This window comes from uncultured Altererythrobacter sp. (assembly GCF_913057185.1).
Taxonomy (GTDB): domain Bacteria; phylum Pseudomonadota; class Alphaproteobacteria; order Sphingomonadales; family Sphingomonadaceae; genus Erythrobacter; species Erythrobacter rubellus.
The window spans coordinates 268,096-293,843 of sequence record NZ_CAJXNK010000001.1 but is presented as its reverse complement, the minus strand read 5'-3'; the positions used below and the strand labels follow the sequence as shown (position 1 = coordinate 293,843).

Here is a 25,748-nt window from a genome sequence, read left to right as displayed (position 1 = left end):
TCCGATATTCTGTGATCTTGTGCGAATTAGAACTCGAAAGTCATTTCCGCACCAATCTGGCGACCCTTCGACAGCGGCGACAGTGTACCGCCAGCCGGATAGGCATCGAACGGACGGTTCACGCCATTGCTAAGCGGACCACCGAACGGCAGCTGGGTGTCACCACCAGCCTGAACCTGATCGAGCAGGTTCTTGCCGTAGATCGATACAGACAGGCCATCCATCGGGGTTTCCCATGTGATGTTGGCATCAAGGTTGTCGGCAGCCTGGATCCAGCCTAAGTTGTTGTCCGTATAGGCAAACTCGTCACGGAACTGATAGTTCACCCGGCTGACGATCGCGCCATTCGGCAAGATCAACTCATGGAGCATGCCAACGCCCCAGGTTACTTCCGGCACACGTGGCAGACGCAGAGCGGTGTCTGCATCGTCGATTGCGCCGTCGCTCGAGATATCGAAAGCTACGCTCTTGTAGTCATCGTCGATGATGCCGAGGTTCGCCGTGAAGATCAGGTTGTCGGTAACCCGCGCCCGCCCTTCAACTTCGAAGCCAAGAATTTCGGCATCCGCCGTGTTCAGGATGAACTGTGACACGCCGGCAGTTGGCGAGCTCTGATTCACTTCGCGCTGCATGTCGTCGATCTCGGTCAGATAGACTGCAGCGTTGACGGTCAATGCACCATCGCTGGTCTGGAACTTGCCGCCAATCTCGTAATTGTCGACGCGCTCTTCATCGAAGCCGAAATTGCCGCCGGTTGCCGGTACAACGACAGTCTCGAACACGGTCGCGTTGGTGATACGGAAGTTGTAGCCGCCGCTGCGATATCCGCGGGTCCAGTGAGCATAGATCTGGCTGTCGTCGAATTCATACTGGAAGCCGAACTTTGGCGACCAGTTGGTCCAGCTGCGGCCATCTTCGAAACCGTTATTCTCGGTTGGGATGAACGGGTTTGTGCCGCTGGTTGGGCATGTGCCGCCAACTACCGAACATTCTGGACGCGGACGTACATATGTCACGCCAGCGTACTTTTCTTCGCGGCTCCAGCGGATGCCGGCGATGACAGAAAAGTCCGACGTCAGATAATACTGACTTGCCGCAAACGCGCCCAATACTTCGTGGTCCTGCGAACCACCGCCATAGAATGTCAGCGGGCTGAGCGGCGGCAGATCACGAGTTTCTGTGTAGGCAATCGACTGGTCGAAATAGAAACCGCCGATCGTCAGGTCGAAGTTGTCAGTCGAAATCGCGTAGCGGATCTCGTTCGAAATCTGATCGTGCTCGGTTTCTGTGCTTGAATGGAAACCGAAGATCGGAAGACTGTCGATATCTCCCAGTGTTGTTGCCGAATAATCCCGATAACCGAAGATATTGGTCAGTGTACCCGGGCCGATATCAACCTCTGCGGTGAGCGATCCGGTCCAGATCTCGTTATCGTAGTTACCGCGCTCGTCGATCGACAGATCGAAAGTGTCACGCTCGAACACACCGCGGTTCTGTCCTGAAGGGCCGTCGCCATCGCTGGTGAAATAGTCCAGCTTGCCGGTCAGTGTCAGGTCGCCAAAGCGGCCTTCCAGCGCGCCGCGCAGGATTTTGGTTTCAGCCTTGCCGTGGTTTGAGCCATCGAACAGGTTGGTGAAGTAACCTTCATTCTTGTTGTAATATGCGCCCAGCTTGAACAGCAGCGTGTCTTCAACGATCGGGCCTGAAATTACGCCGCTGACGGTATAGTTTGCACCGCCGCGACCGCCATCTACAAGCGGTCCATCAACCGCCGCGCGGAATTTTCCGGTCAAATAGTCGGTCGGGTTGCCGGTGTTGATCAACACCGCGCCGCCGGTGGTGTTGCGTCCGAACAGGATACCCTGAGGGCCGCGCAGAATTTCTACACTTTCAAGGTCGAACAGGTCGAACACGACGCCGCCGCTGAAGCCGAGGTAAACGCCATCGACGAATACGCCGACAGTTGGGTCGATCGAGGGAATCGAGCTGTTGATGCCCAGACCGCGGATCGAGAAGTTTGCGGTTCCACGGCTGGTGCCGATCTGGTCAAGCGACACGTTGGGTGCCGAATATGTCAGTCCTTGAACGTCACGCACCTTGAGCGCATCGAGGCTTTCTGCATTGAACGCTGTCACCGCCAACGGCACGTCCTGAACATTTTCTGCATTCTGCGTCTTTGTGCCGGTCACAACAATGACGTTGGTCGCATCAGCGATGCTCGTACGGCCCGTCTGTTGCTCTTCTTCCTCCACAGCATCTTGCGCGAAAGCTGTAGCGGGAATCATCGCCATGCCTGCTCCAAGCAAGGCAAGCGTCTTCAATGAAGCAAATCTGGTATTCATGGGGGGCTCTCCTTTTAGTCCTCTGGGCGCCCATTGGCGCGATAGTCTTGAAAAGCAACTAATTGCGGACGAATGTGTATCAGGCTTCTTCGAGCTGTTTCTGACGTGCATCACTTGCTGCGTGCAGCAGTCGGTCCGATATTTCCTTAAGGCGATCATCAGCGGTGATTTTCGCGCCGAGCAGGTCGGTCACATAGAAAGTGTCAGCCGCACGCTCGCCATAGGCTGTCACATGCGCGGACTGGATCACCAGTTTGCTTTCGAACAGCGCCCGGGCGAGGCGATTGAGCAGCGCGGGCCTGTCGCGCGCATTGACTTCGATCACAGTGAAGCGCCCCGATGCATTGTTGTCAAAGGTAACGCGTGGAGCAATTCGGAATGCGCTCGAGCGGGTAATTGGCAATGGGCGTGCCGCGAGCTTGGGCACCAGGTCGACCCGGTTCGCGAGTGCATCGCGGATCGAACGCTTGAGCCGCTCCAACTGTTGGCCCTCTGCAAAGGGCTGCCCATGCGGATCCTGTACCAGGAAATTATCGACGGCGTAGCCGGTGCGCGTGGTGTGAATGCGCGCATCGATGATGTTCGCTCCTGCAAGTGCGATACCGCCTGCAATCCGGAAAAACAGACCGGGATGGTCTGCCGCGATGACACTGACCAAGGTCGCACCGCGCGTTGCGTCAAACTCGCAATGGATTGAGAGTTGCTCTTCGTTTTTACGTGCGATCTCATACTGTATCAGATTGCTGGTAATCATGTCTTCATGCTCGGCAATCCAATAGGAATCGTCGAGCAACGATCCGACGTCTTCTTTCAGATGGGCCTTGTCGCCCAACAGAGCGACAACCGCTTCCTGCTTGGCGGCGATACGCTGTTGGCGACCATGTTTCATGTGGCCAAGACGCAAGCGCTCTTGCGCGGCATCGTATAGATCGCCGAGCAGCTGACCCTTCCAGCTGTTCCACGTGCCCGGCCCGACCGCGCGAATGTCGACAGCGGTAAGGATCATTAGATTCCGAAGTCGCTCAAGGCTTTGCACTTCGCCTACGAAATTCTCGATGGTCTTGGGGTCGGTGAGATCGCGTTTGAACGCGGTCGCACTCATCAGAAGGTGATAGCGTACCAGCCAGGCAACCAGTTCGGTCTCGTTTTCGGACAGGCCAAAGCGAGGGCACAGCTCCTCGGCAACCTCGGCGCCAAGCACTGAATGGTCTCCGCCGCGCCCCTTGGCAATATCGTGAAGCAACACAGCGACATAAATCGCACGCCTTGAGTTAACGCGGTGGATCAGCCGGGTCGAGCGCGGGTGATCCGCTGAAAGTTCACCTTTCTCGATTCTGGAGAGCAATCCGATCGCGCGGATAGTGTGCTCATCAACAGTATAGTGGTGATACATGTCGAACTGCATCTGTGCATTGACCTTGCCAAAGTCAGGTACGAAGCGGCCAAACACGCCCGCCTCATTCATCCAGCGCAGCACCGTTTCCGGATCGTTGCGTCCAGCCAGCAACTCAACGAACAGAGCATTGGCACACTTATCCTCGCGGATATTCGCCTTGATCAGCGTGCTGTCACGATCAGCCTGACGCATCGTGTCAGGGTGTATCTCCAGACTGTTGGCTTCGGCCAGCTGGAAAACCTCGATCAGACGCACCGGGTACTTTTTGAACCAATCGTCTGACGGGGCAGCAATCCGGCCACCAAAAACACGATAGCCTTTCAGCGTCCGCGCCTTTTGGTTCCATCCTGCGAAGAAACCCTTGCGGGCGCGCTTCTTGGCGAACTCATCGTCCAGATGGGCCAGGAACACGCCGGTCAAGCTTCCTACGCGCCTCGCCTGAATGAAATAGAATTGCATGAAGCGCTCAACCGCGCTTTTTCCGGGGCGATCAGCGAAGTTCATGCGCGCTGCGACCTCGCGCTGAAGATCGAAGGTCAATCGGTCTTCAGCCCGACCAGTGATCATGTGCATATGGCTGCGCACCGCCAGCAGGAAGCCCTCGGCTCTGCGAAAACTGCTGTACTCGGCCTTGGTCAGCAAGCCGACATCAACCAGTTCCGCTGCGCTGCGGACGCGGTGGACATACTTGCCGATCCAATAAAGCGTTTGCAGATCGCGCAAGCCGCCTTTGCCCTCCTTGATATTGGGCTCGACCACATAACGGCTGTCACCCATCCGCTTGTGGCGCGCATCGCGCTCTTCCAGTTTCTGCGTCAGGAATTGGCGCTCACTGCCTTTGGCAACTTCGGCCCAGAAGCGCCGACCGGTTTCTGCGTAAAGGGCGCGGTCGCCCCAGATGAAGCGGCTTTCCAGAAGCGCGGTGCGGATCGTCAGATCCTCTTTCGCCATGCGGATGGTTTCATCGACGGTGCGGCTCGATTGACCCACTTTCAGCCCGAGATCCCACAGGAAATAGAGCATGGCTTCTATCACCTGCTCGCACCACGCAGCGCGTTTCATCGGCGTGATAAAGGCGATGTCGACGTCGGAATGTGGCGCCATCTCGGCCCGGCCGTACCCGCCGACTGCCAGAATCGCGATCCGCTCAGCGCTGCTGCGATTGCCCACCGGATAAACATGCTCGATCACATGGTCGTGCACCAGCCGCAGCATCTGATCGATCAGCAGGGCCTGTGCAGCCACGCATTCGTGCCCGGCAGAAGGATTCTCCGCCAGCCGCTTGGCGATCTCTGCCCGGCCATTACGGAGCACATCCTTCAGCAGCGACACAATTTCATTGCGTGCCGCATCCCCCTTTTCGGCTACCAATGCATTGATCGCCTCAGCGGTCTTGCGCCGATCGATAATCGCGCGCTGGCGAGGTATCTTGACGGAATTCAAGCGCTGTCCTTAGCTGTCCACGAGCTCGCCGGCGAACATGGTGCGAACCGTGCGTTTGTCGATCTTTTGTGTGCCCAGGCGTGGCAGCGCCTTGTCAGACACCCAAATATGCTCGGGCAATGGAACCTTGAACGGTGCGATGCGCGAAAGCAGATATTCGCGCAGCTCTTCCTTGCTTACAGGCGTGCTGCCGCCCTTCTGGTAGAATACGGCCGCTGGCACTTCGCCCATCCGATCGTCGGGAACGCCGAATACAGAGCATTCCGCGATCGCATCGTGGCCGTAGATCGCCTCTTCCACTTCGATGCAGGAGATATTCTCGCCGCCGCGAATGATGATGTCCTTCTTGCGATCGACGATGAAGAGATATCCGTCTTCGTCGAGATAGCCCAAATCGCCCGTGCGGAAGTACTGGTCATCAGTGAAAGCGGCCTTGGTCGCTTCCTCATTGTTCCAATAGCCCAGGAAGTTTGCCACCGAACGGATGCAAACCTCGTCCACTTCGCCTTGCGGGCGTGGATTGCCATCATTGTCGAGAATGGCGAGGTCAACCAATGGCACGCTGGCTTTGCCGGTAGAGCCGGGTTTCGCCATGTAGTTTTCGTTGAAATTGCCGCAGCCAACTGCATTGGTTTCTGTAAGGCCATAACCGAGCAGCGGGAACCCGCCGGGGAAAGCCTCCTTGATCTTGTTGACGTGATCGACCGGGCGCGGTGCGCCGCCAGCGGCAAAGCTCTTGCAGCTTGATACATCAAATTGTTCACGCTCTGGGTGCGTTGCAATTTCATAGCTCATCAGCGGAACGCCGACGAAGTAAGTGACTTTCTCTGCTTCCATCAGCCGTAGCGCCTCGCGTGCATCCCATTTGGGCATCAGCACCAGCTTGCGCGCAATGCCAAAGCTTTGCAGGAACAGCGGCACTTCGCCTGTTACGTGGAACAGCGGGACCGCGATCAAAGCGCATGGCTGCGTGCTCACATCTTCGCCGCGCGATTCGAGCAGTACCTTGGCCATCGCACTTTGCGCGACATAGCTGAACACGCCGCTGACAACGCCGCGATGGTCTGAATAGGCGCCCTTGGACTGGCCGGTCGAACCAGAGGTGTAGAGGATGGTGGCGTGATCATCGGGGCCGATCTGCGCCAGCATAGCCATCGCTGTGTCACCTTCAGCCCAGATATTGGCGAGACCTTCAGCCGGCGCACTGTCATGATCGATCAAGACCAGCTTTGCGGAATGGTCTGTGCCTTCGAGTCGCTTGGCGCGGCCCGCATCTGCCAGCACTACATCGCATTCGGCCAGGCGGATGCCATAGGCCAACTCGTCTCCAGACCAGAAACCGTTGAGCAATGTGGCGCAGCCACCCGCCATAACGATGCCCATATAGGCAATAATCCAGTTGGCCGAGTTGCGAGCGGCGATGCCTACGCGATCACCCTTCTTCACGCCGTGCTGCGTTGCCAGCCCATGCGCGACACAGCTTGCAGCGGCCCATGCCTGACCAAAGGTCAGCCGAACGTCGCCATCGACCAAGAATGTCAAATCTTTGTGCTCATTGCAGAAATGCGCGAAATAATGGGCCAGACTTGGCGGCGCGTTCTTGAACGCAGGCATGGTCACACCATTGCGTTCAAAGGGTACAGTTTCGAACGGCTGACCTTCCTGGATCAGTTCGCCGATGATGTTTTCAAGCGCAATATCCAACTCTGAAGGCATCTCTGTACTCTCTCCACTTTTCAATCCGGGCCGCGGCCGCGAAGCCCCGTTCTTCAAGCTAACGCTCAAAGCCTTCGGGGTTTCCCCAATTCTCTGGCTGTGCCAATAGCAGCATCCAAACAGGCATGTCCGGATGACGTGTCACCTATATAGAGGTTCACTTCGTGCTGTCACTACTCGCTGCCGCTGGCGCTGCTACCGACCCAATTTACTGGGCCAATCTGGGCTTAACGGAGGGTATCGATCTGGGGTTTTTTACTCTGCGATACTACTCGCTCGCTTACCTTCTGGGCGTGCTGTTTGCTTACTGGCATGTGACCAAGATGATCAAACAACCCGGCGCACCAATGGCGCAGCGGCATGTCGATGATCTCTTCTTCTACTGCACATTGGGTGTGATTCTGGGCGGACGGTTGGGCTATGCCGCGTTTTATCGCCCGGAATTGTTCACCAGCTTCAATGGCGAAGGCTTTGTCAGCTGGGATCTGCTTCGCCTTTGGGATGGCGGTATGAGCTTTCACGGCGGGCTGTTGGGCGTGATGGCGGCGATGATGTGGGTCAGCTGGCGTGGCAAGCTCTCTTTCCTGCGCGTAACCGACTACGTGTCTGTGGGCGTACCGATGGGCATGCTGTTGGGTCGTTTGGCCAATTTCACCAATGGCGAATTGTGGGGCCGCGCAACAGACGTTTCGTGGGGCATGATTTTTCCCGGCGGCGGAGACGTGGTGCGCCACCCAAGCCAGCTCTATCAGGCGGGGCTTGAAGGTTTGCTGCTGTTGATCGTCATGACATTGCTGTTCTGGAAAACCGGTGCGCGTTTCCGCCCGGGCTTGCTGACCGGGATCTTCGTTACCGGGATCAGTGCGGCGCGCTTTGTTAACGAATTCTTCCGAGAACCTGATGAACATTTGGCAGATCGAGTTGTCGAAACGGGGCTTAGTCAGGGCCAATGGCTCACAATACCGCTGATCCTGCTTGGGTTGATTGTCATTCTCTCCGCAATTCGGCGCAGCCCGCTGGGTTCGGGCGGGAGCAGTCCGGCGCAGGCATGAATGACAAGCCGCAAGGCGATCTGGCAGATGCCTTCTGCCGATTGATCCGTGAAAACGGGCCGATCAGCCTTGCTCAATATATGGGTGAGAGCAATGCGCGCTATTACACCAGCCGCGACCCTTTGGGCGAAGACGCGGATTTCATCACTGCGCCGGAAATCAGCCAGGTTTTTGGCGAGCTGATCGGGCTGTGGCTGGCGGATATCTGGGTTCGTGCCGGGCGGCCTGATAACGTACACTATGTCGAGCTGGGGCCCGGTCGCGGAACGCTCGCGTCGGATGCTTTGCGCGCCGCCGGGCGGTATGGGCTCAACCCCAAGGTCCACTTTGTTGAGGGCTCCGAAGCCTTGCAGCTGATTCAACGCGGTACGGTGCCCGGGGTGCAGCATCATAGTGATGTGACCAGCCTGCCAGAGGATGGCCCCCTGTTGATTGTAGCCAATGAGTTCTTCGACGCGCTGCCGATCCGCCAATTGTTGCGCGCGGCAGAGGGTTGGCGCGAACGGATGGTTGGATTGGAAGACGGCAAGCTGTCGTTTGTCTTTGGCGACAAGCCAATGGACGCCGCGGTGCCGGAGCGCTGGAAACATGCCAATCAGGGCACGTTGCTGGAAACCAGTGCCGCGTCTTCTGCGATCATGTCTGAACTGTCAGATCGGTTGGCTGCACAAGGCGGAGCAGCGTTGATCTTTGACTATGGCGCGAAAGAGCTGGGCGCCGGCTCGACATTGCAAGCAATCAAAGCGCATCGAAAAGTCGATGTGTTTGCGCATCCGGGCGACATGGACATTACCGCGCATGTCGATTTTGGCACTTTGCGCGATGTTGCAGAGCGGCAGGGGTGCCGCGCGCTTGGCATCTCGACTCAGGGTGAATGGCTCACTGAACTGGGGGCAGAGATGCGCTTTGAAGGGCTCAAGAAGAAGTCACCGCGAAACATTGAGGTGCTGGATCGCCAGCGGCATCGCTTGATGGCGGATGACCAGATGGGGCTGTTGTTCAAAGTGCTGGGCGTTGCCGGCAAAGGCTGGCCCGGCGATGCACCAGGGTTCCTTGGCTAAAGTCCGACGCGCGCTGCCAGCATCCGCGCGGCTTCGTCTGGCGTAAGCTTGTCCGTGTCGCGGTCGACCGCGTAATTGGCTTCGCGCATCGCATCAACGTCGATCGCATTAATCACGGGTGTGAGCGCTGAGAGTAGCGCGGCATCCGTTGCCCGATCCGGGCTGACCAGCAGGATCGCGTCATAGTTCGGAAATGCCCCGGCCGGGTCGTCCAGCAGCACCAGATTGTCTGCAGCGATGCGCCCGTCCGAAGTATAGGCGCTGATCACATCCGCTTCTCCCGATTTGAGCGCGTTATACATGAATGTCGGCGCAAAGTTTCTGGTCTGGCCAAAGCGCAGGCCATAGGCATCGCGTACCGCGATCCATTCGGGTCGCTCGAAAAACTCGGGATCTCCACCGATTGTGAGTTGGGGGGCGATACTGGCCAGATCAGCGATCGAGGTCAGGTTGCGACTTTCGGCGACATCTTGCCGCACTGCGAGGCCATAGGCATTCTCGAAGCCTATGCGGCCAAGCACCACGGTGCCGCTTGTTTCCCGCTCCCAATCCGAGATCTGATTATACATCTGTTCGTGCGCCGGGTTGTCGGTGCGCTTCATCTGATTGGCCCAGATTGTGCCAGTGTAGTCCACCAGCAGATCGATATCGGCGCTGGAAACCGCGCTATGCGCCACGGCTGAACCCAGCCCGTCACGATATTCGACAGCATATCCCTCGGCTTCCAGCCGCTGTCCGATCAGCCGCGCGAGCACATATTGCTCCGAAAAACCCTTTGCTCCGATCAGGATGCGTTCGCGCTCGCCGCCACCGAATTGCGCAAACGCCGCCGCAGCGATGCCCAGAATGACCATTACCAGGCCGCCAAGTGCCAGCCCCCGCTGGCGTGTGGCCATCCCGCGCTCGATCAGGCCCAGCAGAGCATCTGCAATCAGCGCCAGGCCTGCCGATGCGAAACAGCCCGCCAGCACCAGCACCCAGTTCTGCGTTTGCAATCCGGCGAAGATCGGATCGCCCAGGCTCGGCTGGCCGATCGTGGTGGCGAGCGTTGCCGCCCCGATGGTCCACACGCTTGCGGTGCGAATACCCGCCATGATGAAGGGGGCAGACAGCGGCGCTTCGACCAGCTTGAGCTTTTGCCATTTGGTCATGCCTACGCCGTCTGCCGCTTCCAATACGCCGGGATCGAGATTGGCCTGCGCAGTCACGGCATTGCGCAGGATCGGCAGCAAGGCATACAGTGCCAGCGCAAGCAGCGCGGGCAGAAAGCCCAAGGTTGGCAAGCCTTCACCAAAGATGACGCGCAGACTCAGCAGGATCGGGAAGAACAATGCCAGCAGTGCCAGCGCCGGGATGGTTTGAACAAGACTTGCAAAACCCAAGGCGACACGCGCCACCGGTGGTGAACGGCTGGCCCACACGGCAAGCGGCAGCGCTACGAGAATACCCAATACGATGGCGGACGCGGACAACAGGATATGCGCAGAAAGTTGCGGGCCCAGGCCCAGCAAGGCATCCCGGAACCCGTTCACGATCTGCTGCCTTCGCGTTCCATGGCTGCAAGCTTTTCAGCCTGCGCGCGTGGCACGGCTACTAACCCTTGCGCGATCTCTCCGCCTTTGCCGGCTAGCAATGCGGCGGGTGTTTCGTCCGCGACGATCAGGCCTGCATCCATCACCAGAACGCGGTCAGCCAGCAGCAAAGCTTCGGCCATGTCGTGTGTTACCATGATGCTGGTGAGGCCCAAGGCATCATGCAGCGCGCGCACGCGCTCGCCCAAAGCATCACGCGTGATCGGATCAAGCGCGCCGAACGGCTCGTCCATCAGCAGCAGCTCTGGCTCGTTCGCCAGCGCGCGAGCCACGCCGACACGCTGGCGCTGGCCGCCTGAAAGCTCGTCTGGCATGCGGCTTGTCATATCCGCCTCAAGCTCCACCAGCTCGAGCAATGCGCGAATTCGCCCATCGCCAAGCCTTTGCCCTGACAGGCGTGGGCCGATCCCGATATTCTCGGCCACATTCATATGCGGGAACAGGCCGATTGACTGGAACACATAGCCAATGCGCCGGCGCAGCTTTGCTGGTGGCTGAGTAGACACATCCTCACCGGCAAAGATGACCTGGCCAGTGGTCGGTTGTTCCAACCCGTTGACCATTTTCATCAGCGTTGACTTGCCGGAGCCCGACGCGCCGACCAGCGCAACGAAGCATCCGGCCGCGACGCTCAAATCCACGCCGCCAACCGCGATGACATCGTCGAAATGCCGCGCCACTGCACGGAAATGGATCACGCTATCTGGCAATGTGTCGGAAATGATTTCGCCCCGCTCGATTGACACAACTCTAGGGAAAGCCAGCGGCAAGGCCAAGAGACGACGTGCAATTGCCAGATGATTTCAGCTGCAACCGGTTTGCGCAAACCCCGTGCGCTGTTATGGGAATTGAAGAGGAGAAGTTCAGACAATGCGTGCCACACCCGATTTCGATTTCCAGCTGGGCGAAGCGGCAGAAATGATCCGCGACAGCGTGGGCCGGTTTGCCGACGAGCAAATCGCCCCGTTGGCGGACAAGATTGACCGCGAAGACTATTTCCCGCGCGCAGAGCTGTGGCAGCAAATGGGCGAGCTTGGCCTGCATGGTCTGACCGTTGATGAGGAAGATGGCGGGCTGGGCCTCGGCTATCTCGAGCATGTCATCGCCGTTGAGGAAGTCAGCCGCGCTAGCGCCTCGCTGGGACTTTCTTACGGCGCGCATTCGAACCTCTGCGTCAATCAGATTCGCCGCTGGGGCAATGAAGAGCAGAAGGCCAAATATCTGCCCGGGCTGATCTCTGGCGAGCATGTCGGTTCGCTCGCCATGTCCGAAGCGGGTGCGGGCTCTGACGTTGTCTCGATGAAACTCAAGGCCGAGGCCGTGCAGGGCGGCTATGTGCTCAATGGCACAAAGTTCTGGATCACCAATGCACCGGAGGCAGACACTCTGGTAGTCTATGCCAAGACCGATGGCACTGCGGGTTCGCGCGGGATCACGACCTTCCTGATCGAGAAGGGCGATGCAGGCTTCTCCATCGGCCAGAAAATCGAGAAGGTCGGCATGAAAGGCTCACCCACGGCAGAGCTGGTGTTCGACGATTGCCACATACCCGAAGAACGCATCATGGGGCCGCTGAATGGCGGCGTGGGCGTGTTGATGAGCGGGCTGGATTATGAGCGTGTGGTGCTGTCGGGCATTCAGCTCGGCATTATGCAGGCCTGTCTCGACACGGTCATCCCCTATCTGCGCGAACGCAAGCAATTCGGCAAACCCATCGGCAGCTTCCAGCTGATGCAGGCCAAGGTAGCGGACATGTATGTCGCGCTGCAATCGACGCGTGCCTACACCTATGCGGTGGCAAAGGCGTGTGATGCTGGCCAGACCACCCGCTTCGATGCGGCGGGCGCGATCTTGCTGTCGAGCGAGAACGCCTTCCGCGCAGCCGCCGAAAGTGTTCAGGCGCTGGGAGGCGCAGGTTACACGCTCGATTGGCCGGTGGAGCGCTATATGCGCGATGCCAAGCTGCTCGATATCGGCGCGGGCACGAATGAAATCCGCCGAATGCTGATCGGGCGCGAACTGATCGGGGCTGCGGGATGACCGCACCTGTTCTCACCACGAAGCTCGATCGCGAAGCGCCAGACGCGAAGGCGCGGTTTGATCATAACAAGGCGCTGGCCGATGGTTTGCGCGCAAGCGTCGCCGAGGCCGCATTGGGTGGGCCGGAGAAGCATCGAGAACGGCATGTGTCGCGCGGCAAGATTCTCCCGAGAGAACGCGTCGAACGCCTGCTCGATCCGGGTTCGCCCTTCCTCGAAGTCGGCCAACTCGCTGCGAATGGAATGTATGAAGGCGATGTCTCTGGCGCGAGCATGATCTGCGGCATTGGCCGCGTCAGTGGTAGGCAGGTGATGATCGTCTGCAACGATCCGACCGTGAAGGGCGGCAGCTACTACCCGATGACGGTCAAGAAGCACTTGCGCGCACAGGAGATCGCGCAGGAGAACCGCCTGCCGTGCATCTATCTCGTCGATAGCGGCGGGGCGAACCTGCCCTATCAGTCCGAGGTCTTCCCTGATCGCGAACACTTCGGGCGGATTTTCTTCAATCAGGCGAATATGAGCGCGCTCGGTATTCCGCAGATCGCCTGCGTGATGGGCAGCTGCACCGCAGGTGGGGCTTACGTTCCCGCCATGAGCGACGAGACGGTGATCGTGCGCAATCAGGGCACGATCTTCCTTGCCGGGCCTCCACTGGTAAAGGCCGCGACGGGCGAGGAGATCAGCGCAGAGGATCTGGGCGGTGGCGATCTCCACGCCAAGAAATCGGGCGTGGTCGATCACTTGGCGGAGAACGACGAGCACGCGCTCACCATCGTGCGCGATATCGTGAGCCAGCTAGGCGCGAACACGGCTGCGGCAAAGGATGTCGCGCTGAGAGATCCGCGCCCACCCAAATTCGATGCGGACGATCTGTATGCTCTGGTGCCCAAGGATGTGCGTGCGCCTTATGACGTGAAGGAAGTGATCGCGCGGCTGGTCGACGGCAGCGAGTTCCATGAGTTCAAGGCGCATTACGGTTCGACGCTAGTGTGCGGTTTTGCGCATATCTGGGGGATGCCGGTCGCGATCCTCGCCAATAATGGCGTGCTGTTTTCCGAGAGCGCGCAAAAGGGCGCACACTTTATCGAACTGGCGTGTCAGCGCCGTATCCCGCTGTTGTTCCTACAAAATATCTCCGGCTTCATGGTCGGCGGAAAATACGAAGCCGAGGGCATTGCCAAGCATGGCGCGAAGCTGGTTACTGCCGTTGCGACCGCCACCGTGCCCAAGGTCACCGTGGTGATCGGCGGCAGCTTTGGCGCGGGCAATTACGGCATGTGCGGGCGCGCCTATTCCCCGCGCTTCCTGTTCACCTGGCCAAATGCGCGCATCAGCGTGATGGGCGGCGAACAGGCGGCCAGCGTCCTCGCAACAGTGCATCGCGATGCCGACAGCTGGACCCCCGATGAGGCAGAGGCCTTCAAGGCACCGATCCGCCAGAAATACGAGGATGAAGGCAATCCCTATTACGCCACCGCGCGGATGTGGGACGATGGCGTGATCGATCCGGTCCAGACCCGCGATGTGCTGGGGCTGGCCTTCGCCGCAACGCTTGAAGCGCCGATTGCAGAGCGGCCCGCGTTCGGCGTGTTCAGGATGTGATGGACGAGCCATTCACCCTTTCGCTTGCGTAAGTCACCTGATTGAGGGCAGAGAAACACGCAGGGGAGAGACCAAACATTGCGACATAATGAAACCCGTAACGTCACGCTGCTTTCGCGGCTGGTGAACCGGATCATCCTGTTCCTTTACAAGTGGAAGGGCTGGAAGATCGAAGGGCATCTGCCCAAAGACATCAAAAAATATGTGATCGCTGGCGCGCCGCATACATCCAACTGGGACTTCGTGTTTTTTGCCGGCGCCACCAAGCATGAGCAAGTGCAGCCCAATTTCATGGGAAAGCACACGCTGTTTGAAGGGATCATGCGCAATTTCATGCTCGATATGGGCGGTATACCGGTCGATCGCAGCGCGCCGGGCGGCGTCATCGAACAGATGCAGGCTGAATTCGAAAGACGCAGCGAATTGGCATTGGTGATCGCGGTTGAGGGCACGCGCTCAACCGACGGTAGCTGGAAGTCGGGTTTCTATCGTATCGCACAGGCAGCCGATGTGCCCATTGTCCCGGCAATCGCTGACAATGAACACATGGTCATCGGCTTTGGCGAGCCATTCTATCCAACCGGAAATTATGGGGAAGACTTGCTGCAATTGTGTGCATGGTTCCGGGTCAAACTGCCCAACAATGAACGCTTCAAAGTGCTCGAAGCGCAAGCTCGCGCGATTATCGCGGAAGACCGCAAAGCTTGATGATTGTGCGTTCAATCGAAGTTCTTGTGTGGTTTTTGCGCGCTGTTTTGCAAAGAATTCGAATGAAACGGGTTTAAGCGGCGCTCTGCAGTGTCTAGATAACACGGCAGCAGAGGAGCCTCCCCACCAATGACTGCTGAAGAAATCCCTGTTGCGCGCCGGAACGCCGCCTTGGTTGCGCGTGAGCTGTTCGAAGAGCGTGGCTAAGAAATCCGGCTGACCGATGTAGCGGCCACCGGGCGCATTTCGCGGCGCAAGCTGGACGAACTTTTTGAAAGCGACGATGATTTGTTCGAAGCGACCGTGGAACTGTGGTTTGAGCCGCATGTCGCGATCATGGAAGAAGTGGCCAGCAGCGATCTTCCCTCGAACCGCAAGATGTACGAGTTCTTTGCCCGTCGTTTCGCAGTCAATAGAGAGCGCTATCGGGCTGACCCGATCGCATTTGCTCGCATGTGTGAGGCAGGCGCAGCCCGCTTCGAGCGTGCGCGCGGCTTTGTCGACCTGGCCGATCACTATCTTTCGGAACTGATCGCTCAGGCGCAGCACGATGGTTATTTCGCCGGACTGGAAATCGACCAGTGTCTTTCGCTGATCAACCAGATGGTGAGCAGCTACACCATCCCGGACGGGCTCATTTACATCGAAGAACGGCTGAACGAAGACAAGCTGGCGCGCATTATCGATACGATCTTTATCGGTCTGTCATCCGAAGACGGCGGAGCGCGTGGTGTGAACACACTGCGTATCGCGACCTGAGATTTCGGCTCTGGCCGAGGGTTATCTCCAGCCGATACCGCTGCCGTCTTCGCGCAATGCGTACCTAAGGCTTGTGCCGATCATCAGCGTGGCTGCGGCAATCAGTGCCAGCGCCCAGAACCAGTGCGGCAGCAACAGATTTGCCTCGATCGCACCTGTGTCTGACAGGATTAACTGCCCGCCTATGTTGGCTTGCTCCATGAACAGATAGTCCCAGCTCATAAACATGCTCAGCGCTGCCAGCATGCCGAGGAATTGCAGCGTAAACCGCACCCAGCCAGCGCTTGCTTTCCATGCGAGCAAGGCCAACCCGACCGCGATTGCGGGCAACACGATCCAGCCAGTGCTCGAACGCACCCAAATCACTGTCGAGATTGTGATGATCAATGAGAGCGTGATTAGTGCGGGGCGCCACAATCGGGTTTTCGCGCTGGCCAGGATGAGCGCCGATCCAATGAAACTGGGCCCCAAGGGCCCGCCTGCTGCGATCATTGCGCGCGAGAAGCGCGAGGCGTCTGCAGGCATGCTGCTTTCTGCGACACCCGATCCGGTTGAATAGATGATCAGCCGCTCGAAGTCATAGCCGAATATAATTGCGGTGAGCCCATGACCCATTTCGTGAAACCACGTGCCCAGTATCATGAACGGATAGATCAGATAATTGCCAAAGGGAAGTAGCGGGGCGAACACCACCAGCACTGCGGCAATCAGCAAGCGTCCGACTTGTTCAGCTTGCGACCCCGGCGCTACGCGGTGCATCGCGCTGCGCTCAGCTTTCTACTGGTGGTGAATTGTGGTGCAGCAAATATTCCTGCGCGATGCCCCACCCGGCCAGGAAGAGCCCGGCGAGCAGCGGGCCAAGCACCACGCCGGACAGGCCCATAGTCGCGATGCCACCCAGTGTCGTGACCAGGATGATCCAGTCAGGGATTCCGGTATCCCGGCCTACCAGAATCGGGCGCAGAACATTGTCCGCCATGCCTATCACGGCCACGCCTGAGACAATCACAAACACGCCTTCCCAAATATAGCCTGACGCGAGCAGATAGATCGACATCGGAAGCCAGACGATGCCCGTTCCGACTGCTGGCAGAAGCGAAAATATCGCCATCAGCAAGCCGAGCAGCAAGGCTGCCTCGATCCCGACGATCCAGAATGTTATTGCACCCAATCCGCCTTGAACCAAGCCTACCACCACCGATCCCTTGATCGTTGCGCGCACAATCAGCAGGAACCGCTCAGCCAGCTTTGCGGCAATCGAATTATCCAGTGGGAGCCCGCACTGGATCGCTTCGCCGATCTTCTTGCCATCGCGCAGCAGGAAGTAAGCGACGTAAAGCCCCATCAGGAAGGACAGGACAAAACTGAACACTCCGCCACCAATGGCAATGGCTTGTTGCGCGATCAAACCGGCGCTTTCGGTTAAAAGCTCCTGCGCGCGCGCTTGCACGTCCTGTAAATCAGCCAGTCCGTATGCGTCCATTTGTTCGCGAATGACAGCTGGCAACGCGCCAAGAATCTGGTCGCCCCAAGAGGCAACGTCCAAATCGCCTTGCTGGAACGCGCGCACGACGCCTGCTGCCTGTTCGACAATCATGCTGCCAATGAAGAACCCGGGCAAAAGAACGACAAAAGTGATGAACAACAGCGTTGCAATCGCAGCTTTATTGGGACCATTAGCGAGCCGGACGAGAAACCATTGGAACAGCGGCTGGAACATGATCGCCGCCAACGCTGCCCACAGCAGCGGTGTCGCAAATGGCCAGACCACAAAGACGACGCCAACCGTCAGCAAGCCCAGCAGCAGCAGGAAGCCAAGATGTTCGTAGCTGTCAGCTTCGGGGTCTTGCGGCATGCGGGATGTGTGCTCCTTGATCAAACGTCGAGGTTGGCGACGTTCAGTGCATTATCCTGGATGAATTCGCGCCGCGGCTCAACCACGTCGCCCATCAAGCGGGTAAATATCTCGTCGGTCACATCGGCGTCTTCGACTTTCACTTGCAGCAATATGCGCGCTTCTGGATCGAGCGTGGTTTCCCAAAGCTGTTCGGCATTCATTTCTCCCAAGCCCTTGTAGCGCGCAATCGAAAGGCCCTTACGGCCCACTGCAAGCACGGCATCAAGCAATTGCGTTGGGCGCATGATGCCGTCTTCGCTGCTGACAACGGGTGCCTCGTCCTCCTGCGTGCCGTCGTCAGGCACTGTGTCCGCTTCAACCGACGTCTTCACAAGGAATGCGGGCTGCGCGTAGGTTTCCGCCTCGCTTCCGGCGAGGGCGTGCAGCTTGTGCGCCTCCGCGCTGACAAGGAACTTGGCCTCGATTTCGTGTACGTCGGTTACACCGCGCCACAGTCTTTCGAAACGAACATTGCCGTCTTCGCCAATGTAAGCAGACCATTTGGCCTCCTTGTCGCCCAGACCAATCCGCCGCGCGGTAAACTCCAGCGCTTTGATCCGCGTCTCGCGATCAAGCGACGGGTCAAGCGCGCCCGACAGCGCCATCTGCTCGATAATCGCAATGTCATAGCGGCGCGGCACAAAGGCGAGCAGGTTGCGAAAACGCAGCGCATGCTCAACGAGGCCGCGCAAATCTTCGCCTGATCGCGAACCGCCGGCTGTCTCGAGCACGCGACCGGACAGACCTGCGTCGACCAGATAACGATCGAGCGCGGCATTATCCTTCAGATAGACTTCGCTGCGGCCCTTGCTCACCTTGTAAAGCGGCGGCTGCGCGATGAAGAGGTGCCCTGCCTTTACAATCTCCGGCATCTGGCGATGGAAGAATGTCAGCAGCAAGGTCCGGATGTGCGCGCCGTCGACATCGGCGTCCGTCATGATCACGATCTTGTGATAACGCAGCTTTTCAAGATTGAACTCGTCGCGGATACCGGTGCCCATCGCCTGGATCAGGGTTCCGACTTCTTTAGAACTGATGATCCGGTCAAACCGGGCGCGCTCGACGTTCAGGATCTTGCCTTTGAGCGGCAGAATGGCCTGCGTTTTGCGGTCGCGCCCCTGTTTGGCTGAGCCGCCCGCGGAGTCGCCCTCCACGAGGAACAGCTCAGCCTTGGTCGCGTCACGCTCCTGACAGTCAGCCAGCTTGCCAGGTAGCGATGCGACGCTCATCGCACCTTTGCGGCTCATTTCGCGAGCCCGGCGTGCTGCTTCGCGCGCAGCGGCCGCATCAATGATCTTCTGGATGATCGCCTTGGCATCGTTCGGATTCTCTTCGAGCCATTCGCTCATCTTCTCGCCCATCAGCGATTCCAGCGGCTGGCGAACCTCGGACGAAACCAGTTTGTCCTTGGTCTGGCTGCCGAACTTGGGGTCGGGCAGCTTGACGCTGACAATTGCGGTCAGCCCTTCGCGCATATCTTCGCCCGACAGGCTGACCTTTTCCTTCTTCAACAGGCCGGAACTCGACGCGTAATTGTTAAGCGTGCGGGTCAGCGCGGCGCGGAACGCCGCCAAATGCGTGCCGCCATCGCGCTGCGGGATGTTGTTGGTGAAGGTAAGGACGTTCTCGTAATAGCTGTCATTCCACTGCAGCGCGACATCGATGCCGATGCCATCTTTTTCCGCGCTCACCGAAATCGGCTCGGCCACCAGCGGTTGCTTGTTGCGGTCGAGATATTTCACGAATGCGCCGATACCGCCTTCGTAAAACAGATCATGCTCAAGCGGCTCTTCGTGGCGATTGTCGCGCAACAGAATGCGCACGCCGGAATTCAGGAAAGCGAGTTCGCGATAGCGGTGTTCAAGCTTGTCAAAATCGAACTCCGTCACATTCTTAAAGGTGTCATGGCTCGCCATGAATGTGACCCGCGTGCCCTTCTTGAGGCCGTTGCTATCTCCGTTGGAATCAACCGGAGGCGCGTCACCTCTCACCTCCAGTGAATTCACAGCATCGCCGTGCTCAAAGCGCATCCAATGTTCTTTGCCTTCGCGCCAGATCACCAGCTCCAGCCATTCGCTGAGCGCGTTTACAACAGAGACACCTACGCCGTGCAGGCCGCCTGAGACCTTATAGGCATTGTCGTCCGACGTGTTTTCAAACTTACCGCCCGCGTGCAGCTGGGTCATGATGACTTCGGCTGCGGACACGCCCTCTTCCTTGTGCATGCCCACAGGGATGCCGCGCCCATTGTCTTCGACTGAGACGCTGCCATCAGAGTTGAGTTCGATCAGAACCAGGTCGCAATGGCCCGCCAGCGCCTCGTCAATGGCATTGTCGGAGACCTCGAACACCATATGATGCAAGCCGGAGCCGTCATCTGTATCGCCGATATACATGCCTGGGCGCTTGCGCACGGCATCCAGGCCTTTGAGTACCTTGATAGAATCGGCACCATACTCGCCCATCTGGACGGTTTTTTCTGGGGTATTTTCGGGTGTTTTTGACATAGCCATCATATAGGCGTTGAAGGGGCAAAACCCAAGCTCTGCTGCGCTATGGGCGGGGCTTTTCCACCGCTTGCGCGTTTGCTCGACATGGCCTGATTTAGCCCTTAGGCAAACAAAGAGATGGAGCCATGGGATTTGCATTGAGGAGAGTGATTGCGTGCTGGAAAAACTGAAGGCGGAATTCGCCAGCTATTCGGATATTCTGGCGCAATGGGCCAAGCAGCAGCCGGACAAGATCGCGCTGCGCGACGAACAGTCGGAGCTCAGCTGGGCTGAACTTCATGACAAGGTTGAGCGGCTGGCCGCACGGCTCATCGAAACCGGTTTGCAGCAGGGGCAATCAGTCGCGATTCTCGGCACAAGCTGCATCAACTATGCACTGGTTTTTCTGGCGGCGGTGCGTGCGGGGGGAGTTGCTGCGCCGCTGACCACCAGTGCTTCGAAAGATCAGCTGATCGGCATGGCGCGCGACAGCGGCGCGATGCATCTGTTTATCGACGGCGTGAAATCGGCGGAGCTCACTGAAGATTTCCTGCCGGAACTTGATCACATTGCTCTGGAAGAAATCGACAACTGGATGGCACCGGACGGCACGCGCGCGCCCGATGTGCAGCCGGCTCCAGAAGCCCCGTTCAACATTATCTATTCTTCCGGCACCACCGGCATACCCAAGGGGATTGTGCATTCCCATCTGATGCGTTGGCGGCAGTTTGCGAGCACTGCATCAAGTTATCTGGAGGCTGGCATCCCCGTTGTCTCGCTCGCTTCGACGCCGCTATATTCAAACACCACTATGGTCGCGTTCTTGCCTGTCTTGCTTGCTGGCGGAACGGTCAATGTCATGGGGAAATTCAACACAATCGGCTGGCTCATGACCGCGCAACGGTTCGGTGTGTCGATAACGATGCTGGTGCCGGTGCAATATCAGCGACTGATGGCGGAGCCGCGTTTTGATGAATTCGATCTGTCATCACTTGTGCTAAAATATTGCACCAGCGCCCCGTTCTCAGCCGAACTGAAAGCCGAAGTTCTGAAGCGAATGCCCGGTGGGTTGATTGAGATATATTCCATGACCGAAGGCGGTGTGGTGTGCTTGCTTGCAGCGCATGAATTCCCGGATAAGCTGCACACTGTGGGGCGGCCGGCACCGGGCAGCGAGCTGAAGGTTCTAGACGATGACGATAAGCCTGTAGCGCCGGGCACACCGGGCAATCTGATCGGGCGCAGCCAGACCATGATGAGCGGTTACAAGAACCAGCCGGGCAAGACGCGCGAAGGGTACTGGACCGATCCCGAGACAGGCGAAGTGTGGCAGCGCATGGGCGATATCGGCCGGGTCGATAAGGATGGCTTTGTCGAGCTTGTTGGCCGCGCCAAGGACATGATCATCTCTGGTGGGTTCAACATCTACCCGAGCGATCTTGAAGTCGAGCTGGAGAAGGACCCGCGCGTGGCCGAAGCTGCAGTGATCGGAGTACCATCCGAACGCTGGGGCGAAACGCCCTACGGCTTCGTGCGGCTGATGCCTGGAGTTGCAGCACAAGAAGTCGAGGACATTCTGGGCACGGTCAACGCGCGGCTTGGAAAGACGCAAAGGCTTTCGAAACTTGAAGCCATCACCGAGATGCCACGCAGCCATATTGGCAAGCTGTTGAAGACCGAACTGCGAGACCGGGCCGCTGCGAGCGGCAAGACTTTCTGACTCACACATTCTGCAGCAGACTGGAGGCGCGACCACCGTCCGTTCAGGGGGGGGAGGGGTCAATATCGCACGCTAGCCGCGCCTCGCATGCCTGAGGGGGCGCTCAGGCAGTTGCAGTGTCAAATGGAAGTTCGCTGGCCAATGCTGTTTGGTTACGCAGTCAGCGAAAAATTCATACGAGCTGACAAGTGTGCGATGGAGACGCGGTCACTTTAAGGTATTGGGAACTGGTGACCGCGTCTCGCTCGCTGCCCTAAGGCTGGGCGGCTCCGGGAGCCTGTCATCCAGCCGGGGCGCTTGCGGAATTCCGGGGGAGAGGATCCGGAAGACCTTGGGCTGGCATGCGACCGGATTGGGGGGAGGGAGAGAGTTCCGGACCGCCGCGATGCCAGTGAGATAATGTTGCTCAAAATTAAACACAAATGAGAAAACACGGAGATGTGTTGCGTGAAATGCAACCCATAGGGCGAGCCCATTCCCGCCTATTCGCAAATGCAAAACCGGCCCCCGCTCATGCGAGCAGGGGCCGGCCTGAAAGTCTTCATTTGAAAGCGAGTCGGCTTACTCAGCCGCCATCGCTACGTCTGTGTTCTGATCACGATCTACCTTGGCTAAAGCGGCGATCTTGGCGGCTTCTACGCAGTCCCAGTCGGTTTTCTCAGGTGCGCGGTCGACTGCAGCTTCGATTTTGCAGGCCTTGCGGGCTTCGCGCGCTACACGCTCTTCAAGCGCGGTACGACCAGCCGCTGTGTTGAGGTCGAGGTCGGCAACTGACACACGAATTTCAACGGTTTCGGTGTTGGCAACAGCGGGACTTGCTACGATTGCCAGAACAGCGGCGGCAGAAGCGAGGATAGTACGCATGATTATTCTCCTTGAAACAGTAATCCGTTTGCAAACAAAAACGGGTTGCAATCTACTACCCATGGTGCAGTGCAACGTTCCCAATGCTGCAGTTGCGAAGAATCGCACGATGGTTGCGTGCAATGCATCATTGCTTGCCTTGGCTGCGGCTAGCCACTTCTGCCCGCGTCCGTGAATAGTCGGCCCTTGCCCGCTTGCCAGCGCGGGCATGCATCCTTAATCGGCGCACATGGACCCACAGCACATTCCCGATTCCATCCTCCCAGACTCAGTTCTGATCGTCGATTTCGGCAGCCAGGTGACGCAGCTGATTGCGCGCCGCGTGCGCGAAGCCGGCGTCTATTCCGAAATCGCGCCGTTTAGTGAAGCGGAAAAGGCATTCCACCGGATGAAGCCCAAGGGCATCATCCTGTCCGGTTCGCCAGCCAGTGTTTGCGATGACGACAGCCCGCGCGCACCACAGGTGTTATTCGACAGCGGTCTGCCGATCCTTGGCATCTGTTATGGCCAACAGGTTATGAGCCAGCAATTGGGCGGTGAAGTTCGACCCGGTCACGAGACTGGAGATGGTGGTGAGTTTGGCCGCGCTTACCTGACTGTCACGAAGTCCTGCGCCTTGTTCGATGGCCTATGGAACGAAGGCGAACGTCATCAGGTCTGGATGAGCCATGGCGACAAGGTCACCAAGTTTGCGCCGGGCTTCGAAATTGTCGCCACCAGCGACGGGGCACCTTTTGCGGTTATCGCTGACGAAGAACGTCAATATTACGGCACGCAGTTCCACCCTGAAGTGGTCCACACACTAGACGGCGCCAAACTGCTCGCCAATTTCGTCCACAAGGTGTGCGGGCTGACGGGCGACTGGACCATGGCCGCCTATCGCGACACCAAGGTTGCCGAGATCCGTGAACAGGTTGGTGATGGCCGTGTGATCTGCGGATTGTCCGGCGGGGTCGACAGCTCGGTTGCAGCGATCCTGATCCACGAAGCGATTGGCGATCAACTGACTTGCGTGTTCGTCGATCATGGCCTGCTGCGGCTTAATGAGCGCGAGCAGGTCGAAAGCCTGTTCCGCGATCACTACAATATTCCGCTGGTAGTGGTGGATGCAGAGGAACGCTTCATGGCGGGGCTCGCGGGCGTCACCGATCCAGAGAAGAAGCGCAAATTCATCGGCGCAGAGTTCATCGCGGTGTTCGAGGAAGAGGCGAACAAGCTGGGTGGCGCAGACTTCCTCGCGCAAGGCACGCTGTACCCCGACGTGATCGAGAGCGTCAGCTTCACTGGCGGGCCATCGGTCACAATCAAGAGCCACCACAATGTTGGCGGCCTGCCTGAACGCATGAACATGGAACTGGTCGAGCCGCTGCGCGAATTGTTCAAGGATGAAGTGCGCGAACTAGGGCGGGAGCTTGGCCTCAATGAGCAATTCGTCGGTCGGCATCCCTTCCCCGGGCCGGGCCTCGCGATCCGAATCCCCGGTGAAGTGAGTAAGGAGCGTTGTGACATCCTGCGCAAGGCGGACGCGATCTATCTCGATGAAATCCGCAATGCGGGTCTCTATGATGCGATCTGGCAGGCGTTTGCGGTGCTGCTGCCGGTCAAGACCGTCGGCGTGATGGGCGACGGGCGCACCTATGACAGCGTGTGCGGCCTGCGCGCGGTAACCAGCACCGACGGCATGACGGCGGATGTCTATCCCTTCGACGCGAGCTTCCTGACCCAGTGCGCAACGCGCATCGTCAACGAAGTGCAGGGCATCAACCGCGTGGTCTACGACTACACGTCAAAGCCACCGGGCACGATCGAATGGGAGTGATGGTAGGGCTGGTGTCCTGAATGCCCACCGTCTTCACACACGCAATCGTTCCACTTGCATTCGCTGCGGCAGCGGGGCGCGGAGTCATTTCGCCGAAGCTTGCCATTGCGGGGGCTGTCTTGACCGTCATTCCTGACGCTGATGTGATCGGGTTCCGGTTCGGTATTGAATATGCCGACGGGTGGGGGCATCGCGGCGCAACGCATTCATTGGTTTTCGCAGCTCTATTTGCAGGGTTCATTTCGTTGACCTGGAGGGAAGCGCGAAGTCTCGCCGGATTTGCATTCCTGACCCTTGCAATGGCGAGCCACGGGTTGCTCGATACGTTGACCGATGGCGGATTGGGCGCGGCAATATGGTGGCCGTTCGATAATGCACGCATATTTGCGCCCGAGACTCCAATCAGGGTTTCACCAATCGGAGCCGGATTCTTCTCAATGCGCGGCCTCGAGACGTTCATTTCAGAGCTCAAGGGGATTTGGCTACCTTGCCTTGGAATTGCGCTTGTCGGATGGATGGCCCGTCGTGCAACTACCCTTCGGGACTGATCCCCGCACCGAAATTCTGTGCCGCTTACAGGCCAGCATGATCGCTGCGTTCGGGCGGATCATTCGCCCACCGGAAAAGCGCCGCAGCCCTGAGTGGGTGTTGGTGCATGGCGTGATCGGCGCGCAGACAAAGACGGCAGCTAGCAATGACTCCACCGACCGCTTGCTAGCTGAATATGGCAGCTGGGAAGCAGTTGCGGGTGTCCCGGTCGAGGAATTGGAAGCACGGCTGAAGCGCCAGACCTTTCCATCCGTTGCGGCAAAGCGGCTCAAGGCTTGTCTGGACGCGATTATCGCTGAGCGCGGCGCGGTGGACTTGCGCCACCTGGGCAATTTGCCGTTGGAAGATGCGCTTGTCTGGCTGGAGCGATTGCCCGGCGTTGCGCGCAAGAACTCTGCCGGGGTGATGAATGCCTCCACCTTCAATCGCAAAGCCATGGTGATAGACGGGCATCACCGCCGCATCATGCAGCGCATGGGAATTGTACCGGCCAAGGCGGATACAGCGAAAACCTATGATGCGCTGATGCCGATCCTGCCCGAAGAGTGGTCAGCTGAGGATATGGACGAGCATCATCTGTTGCTGAAGAAGTTGGGGCAGACCTATTGCCGCCCGCGCGCTCCCGATTGTGCGAGCTGCTTTGCCTGTACATACTGCAAGACTGGTCAGGCTTTCCGCTGACGCTGCGGCATGCCTG

Annotated in this window: 19 protein-coding genes; 10 read left to right on the top strand and 9 right to left on the bottom strand. The window is 58.4% G+C overall.

What is annotated here, in order from left to right; translation table 11 throughout:
* Nucleotides 1-26: 26 nt before the first annotated feature.
* The 3 genes from QZ487_RS01440 to QZ487_RS01430 form a co-directional block, all read right to left on the bottom strand.
* Nucleotides 27-2,342, bottom strand: coding sequence for a TonB-dependent receptor (locus tag QZ487_RS01440; protein ID WP_285976007.1), 2,316 nt, complete (start codon nucleotides 2,340-2,342; stop codon nucleotides 27-29).
* Between the two features lie 79 nt (nucleotides 2,343-2,421).
* Nucleotides 2,422-5,181: a [protein-PII] uridylyltransferase gene (locus QZ487_RS01435; protein WP_296023019.1), complete on the bottom strand. Its 2,760-nt coding sequence runs from the start codon at nucleotides 5,179-5,181 to the stop codon at nucleotides 2,422-2,424.
* Between the two features lie 9 nt (nucleotides 5,182-5,190).
* A complete protein-coding gene (locus tag QZ487_RS01430) occupies nucleotides 5,191-6,897 on the bottom strand; it encodes a class I adenylate-forming enzyme family protein (RefSeq protein WP_285976005.1) in 1,707 nt (568 codons plus the stop codon).
* A gap of 164 nt (nucleotides 6,898-7,061) precedes the next feature.
* Between QZ487_RS01430 and lgt the strand changes: the two genes are divergently transcribed.
* On the top strand, nucleotides 7,062-7,949 hold the full coding sequence (gene lgt, locus QZ487_RS01425) for a prolipoprotein diacylglyceryl transferase (protein ID WP_296023017.1): 888 nt from the start codon (nucleotides 7,062-7,064) through the stop codon (nucleotides 7,947-7,949).
* Entirely contained in the window at nucleotides 7,946-9,010 is a 1,065-nt protein-coding gene (locus QZ487_RS01420) for an SAM-dependent methyltransferase (RefSeq protein ID WP_296023016.1), read from the top strand. Before lgt ends, QZ487_RS01420 begins: the two co-directional genes overlap by 4 nt.
* Here the strand turns inward: QZ487_RS01420 and QZ487_RS01415 are convergent.
* Nucleotides 9,007-10,542: an ABC transporter permease/substrate-binding protein gene (locus QZ487_RS01415; RefSeq protein WP_296023015.1), complete on the bottom strand. Its 1,536-nt coding sequence runs from the start codon at nucleotides 10,540-10,542 to the stop codon at nucleotides 9,007-9,009. The genes QZ487_RS01420 and QZ487_RS01415 overlap by 4 nt on opposite strands.
* Nucleotides 10,539-11,312: an ATP-binding cassette domain-containing protein gene (locus QZ487_RS01410; RefSeq protein ID WP_285976923.1), complete on the bottom strand. Its 774-nt coding sequence runs from the start codon at nucleotides 11,310-11,312 to the stop codon at nucleotides 10,539-10,541. The genes QZ487_RS01415 and QZ487_RS01410 overlap by 4 nt, the downstream gene beginning before the upstream one ends.
* A 160-nt stretch (nucleotides 11,313-11,472) precedes the next feature.
* Between QZ487_RS01410 and QZ487_RS01405 the strand changes: the two genes are divergently transcribed.
* The 4 genes from QZ487_RS01405 (at nucleotide 11,473) to QZ487_RS01390 (ending at nucleotide 15,713) form a co-directional block, all read left to right on the top strand.
* Nucleotides 11,473-12,642, top strand: coding sequence for an isovaleryl-CoA dehydrogenase (locus QZ487_RS01405; protein WP_296023013.1), 1,170 nt, complete (start codon nucleotides 11,473-11,475; stop codon nucleotides 12,640-12,642).
* Nucleotides 12,639-14,246 carry a carboxyl transferase domain-containing protein gene (locus tag QZ487_RS01400; RefSeq protein WP_296023012.1) on the top strand — a complete coding sequence of 536 codons (1,608 nt, stop codon included), beginning with the start codon at nucleotides 12,639-12,641 and terminating at the stop codon, nucleotides 14,244-14,246. Before QZ487_RS01405 ends, QZ487_RS01400 begins: the two co-directional genes overlap by 4 nt.
* Before the next feature lie 78 nt (nucleotides 14,247-14,324).
* Nucleotides 14,325-14,954, top strand: a complete 630-nt coding sequence (locus QZ487_RS01395) for a lysophospholipid acyltransferase family protein (protein WP_285975999.1) — start codon at nucleotides 14,325-14,327, stop codon at nucleotides 14,952-14,954.
* Nucleotides 14,955-15,257: 303 nt separating this feature from the next.
* The gene (locus tag QZ487_RS01390) at nucleotides 15,258-15,713 is read left to right on the top strand and encodes a hypothetical protein (protein ID WP_296023011.1); all 456 of its coding nucleotides are present in this window, start codon (nucleotides 15,258-15,260) and stop codon (nucleotides 15,711-15,713) included.
* Between the two features lie 21 nt (nucleotides 15,714-15,734).
* Here QZ487_RS01390 and QZ487_RS01385 read toward each other — a convergent pair whose 3' ends face one another.
* The 3 genes from QZ487_RS01385 to gyrB are packed head-to-tail and all read right to left on the bottom strand — an operon-like array spanning nucleotide 15,735 to nucleotide 20,117.
* On the bottom strand, nucleotides 15,735-16,472 hold the full coding sequence (locus QZ487_RS01385) for a M50 family metallopeptidase (RefSeq protein ID WP_285975997.1): 738 nt from the start codon (nucleotides 16,470-16,472) through the stop codon (nucleotides 15,735-15,737).
* A 10-nt stretch (nucleotides 16,473-16,482) separates the two neighbouring features.
* Entirely contained in the window at nucleotides 16,483-17,568 is a 1,086-nt protein-coding gene (locus tag QZ487_RS01380; protein WP_296023009.1) for an AI-2E family transporter, read from the bottom strand.
* 20 nt (nucleotides 17,569-17,588) lie between these two features.
* On the bottom strand, nucleotides 17,589-20,117 hold the full coding sequence (gene gyrB / locus QZ487_RS01375) for a DNA topoisomerase (ATP-hydrolyzing) subunit B (RefSeq protein WP_296023008.1): 2,529 nt from the start codon (nucleotides 20,115-20,117) through the stop codon (nucleotides 17,589-17,591).
* A 157-nt stretch (nucleotides 20,118-20,274) separates the two neighbouring features.
* On the opposite strand from gyrB, the gene QZ487_RS01370 reads away from it, so the two are divergent.
* Nucleotides 20,275-21,819, top strand: coding sequence for a class I adenylate-forming enzyme family protein (locus QZ487_RS01370; RefSeq protein WP_296023006.1), 1,545 nt, complete (start codon nucleotides 20,275-20,277; stop codon nucleotides 21,817-21,819).
* A 561-nt stretch (nucleotides 21,820-22,380) separates the two neighbouring features.
* On the opposite strand, the gene QZ487_RS01365 is transcribed toward QZ487_RS01370, so the two are convergent.
* The gene (locus QZ487_RS01365) at nucleotides 22,381-22,683 is read right to left on the bottom strand and encodes a UrcA family protein (protein ID WP_296023005.1); all 303 of its coding nucleotides are present in this window, start codon (nucleotides 22,681-22,683) and stop codon (nucleotides 22,381-22,383) included.
* Between the two features lie 229 nt (nucleotides 22,684-22,912).
* Between QZ487_RS01365 and guaA the strand changes: the two genes are divergently transcribed.
* From guaA to nth, 3 genes are read left to right on the top strand one after another with little or no spacing between them, the layout of a single operon-like run.
* The gene (guaA, locus tag QZ487_RS01360; RefSeq protein WP_285975992.1) at nucleotides 22,913-24,502 is read left to right on the top strand and encodes a glutamine-hydrolyzing GMP synthase; all 1,590 of its coding nucleotides are present in this window, start codon (nucleotides 22,913-22,915) and stop codon (nucleotides 24,500-24,502) included.
* Between the two features lie 20 nt (nucleotides 24,503-24,522).
* Complete coding sequence (locus tag QZ487_RS01355; RefSeq protein WP_285975991.1) at nucleotides 24,523-25,050, top strand: metal-dependent hydrolase; 528 nt, start codon at nucleotides 24,523-24,525, stop codon at nucleotides 25,048-25,050.
* Nucleotides 25,028-25,732: an endonuclease III gene (gene nth, locus QZ487_RS01350; RefSeq protein WP_296023003.1), complete on the top strand. Its 705-nt coding sequence runs from the start codon at nucleotides 25,028-25,030 to the stop codon at nucleotides 25,730-25,732. Before QZ487_RS01355 ends, nth begins: the two co-directional genes overlap by 23 nt.
* The last annotated feature ends 16 nt before the right edge of the window (nucleotides 25,733-25,748 follow it).

Bases quoted from the DNA above. Each gene is read 5' to 3' on its own strand.
- QZ487_RS01440 (WP_285976007.1), bottom strand. From the start codon at position 2,342: ATGAATACCAGATTTGCTTCATTGAAGACGCTTGCCTTGCTTGGAGCA.
- QZ487_RS01430 (WP_285976005.1), bottom strand. From the start codon at position 6,897: ATGCCTTCAGAGTTGGATATTGCGCTTGAAAACATCATCGGCGAACTG.
- QZ487_RS01420 (WP_296023016.1), top strand. From the start codon at position 7,946: ATGAATGACAAGCCGCAAGGCGATCTGGCAGATGCCTTCTGCCGATTG.
- QZ487_RS01405 (WP_296023013.1), top strand. From the start codon at position 11,473: ATGCGTGCCACACCCGATTTCGATTTCCAGCTGGGCGAAGCGGCAGAA.
- QZ487_RS01400 (WP_296023012.1), top strand. From the start codon at position 12,639: ATGACCGCACCTGTTCTCACCACGAAGCTCGATCGCGAAGCGCCAGAC.
- QZ487_RS01385 (WP_285975997.1), bottom strand. From the start codon at position 16,472: ATGCACCGCGTAGCGCCGGGGTCGCAAGCTGAACAAGTCGGACGCTTG.
- QZ487_RS01380 (WP_296023009.1), bottom strand. From the start codon at position 17,568: ATGCCGCAAGACCCCGAAGCTGACAGCTACGAACATCTTGGCTTCCTG.
- gyrB (WP_296023008.1), bottom strand. From the start codon at position 20,117: ATGTCAAAAACACCCGAAAATACCCCAGAAAAAACCGTCCAGATGGGC.
- QZ487_RS01365 (WP_296023005.1), bottom strand. From the start codon at position 22,683: ATGCGTACTATCCTCGCTTCTGCCGCCGCTGTTCTGGCAATCGTAGCA.
- guaA (WP_285975992.1), top strand. From the start codon at position 22,913: ATGGACCCACAGCACATTCCCGATTCCATCCTCCCAGACTCAGTTCTG.
- QZ487_RS01355 (WP_285975991.1), top strand. From the start codon at position 24,523: ATGCCCACCGTCTTCACACACGCAATCGTTCCACTTGCATTCGCTGCG.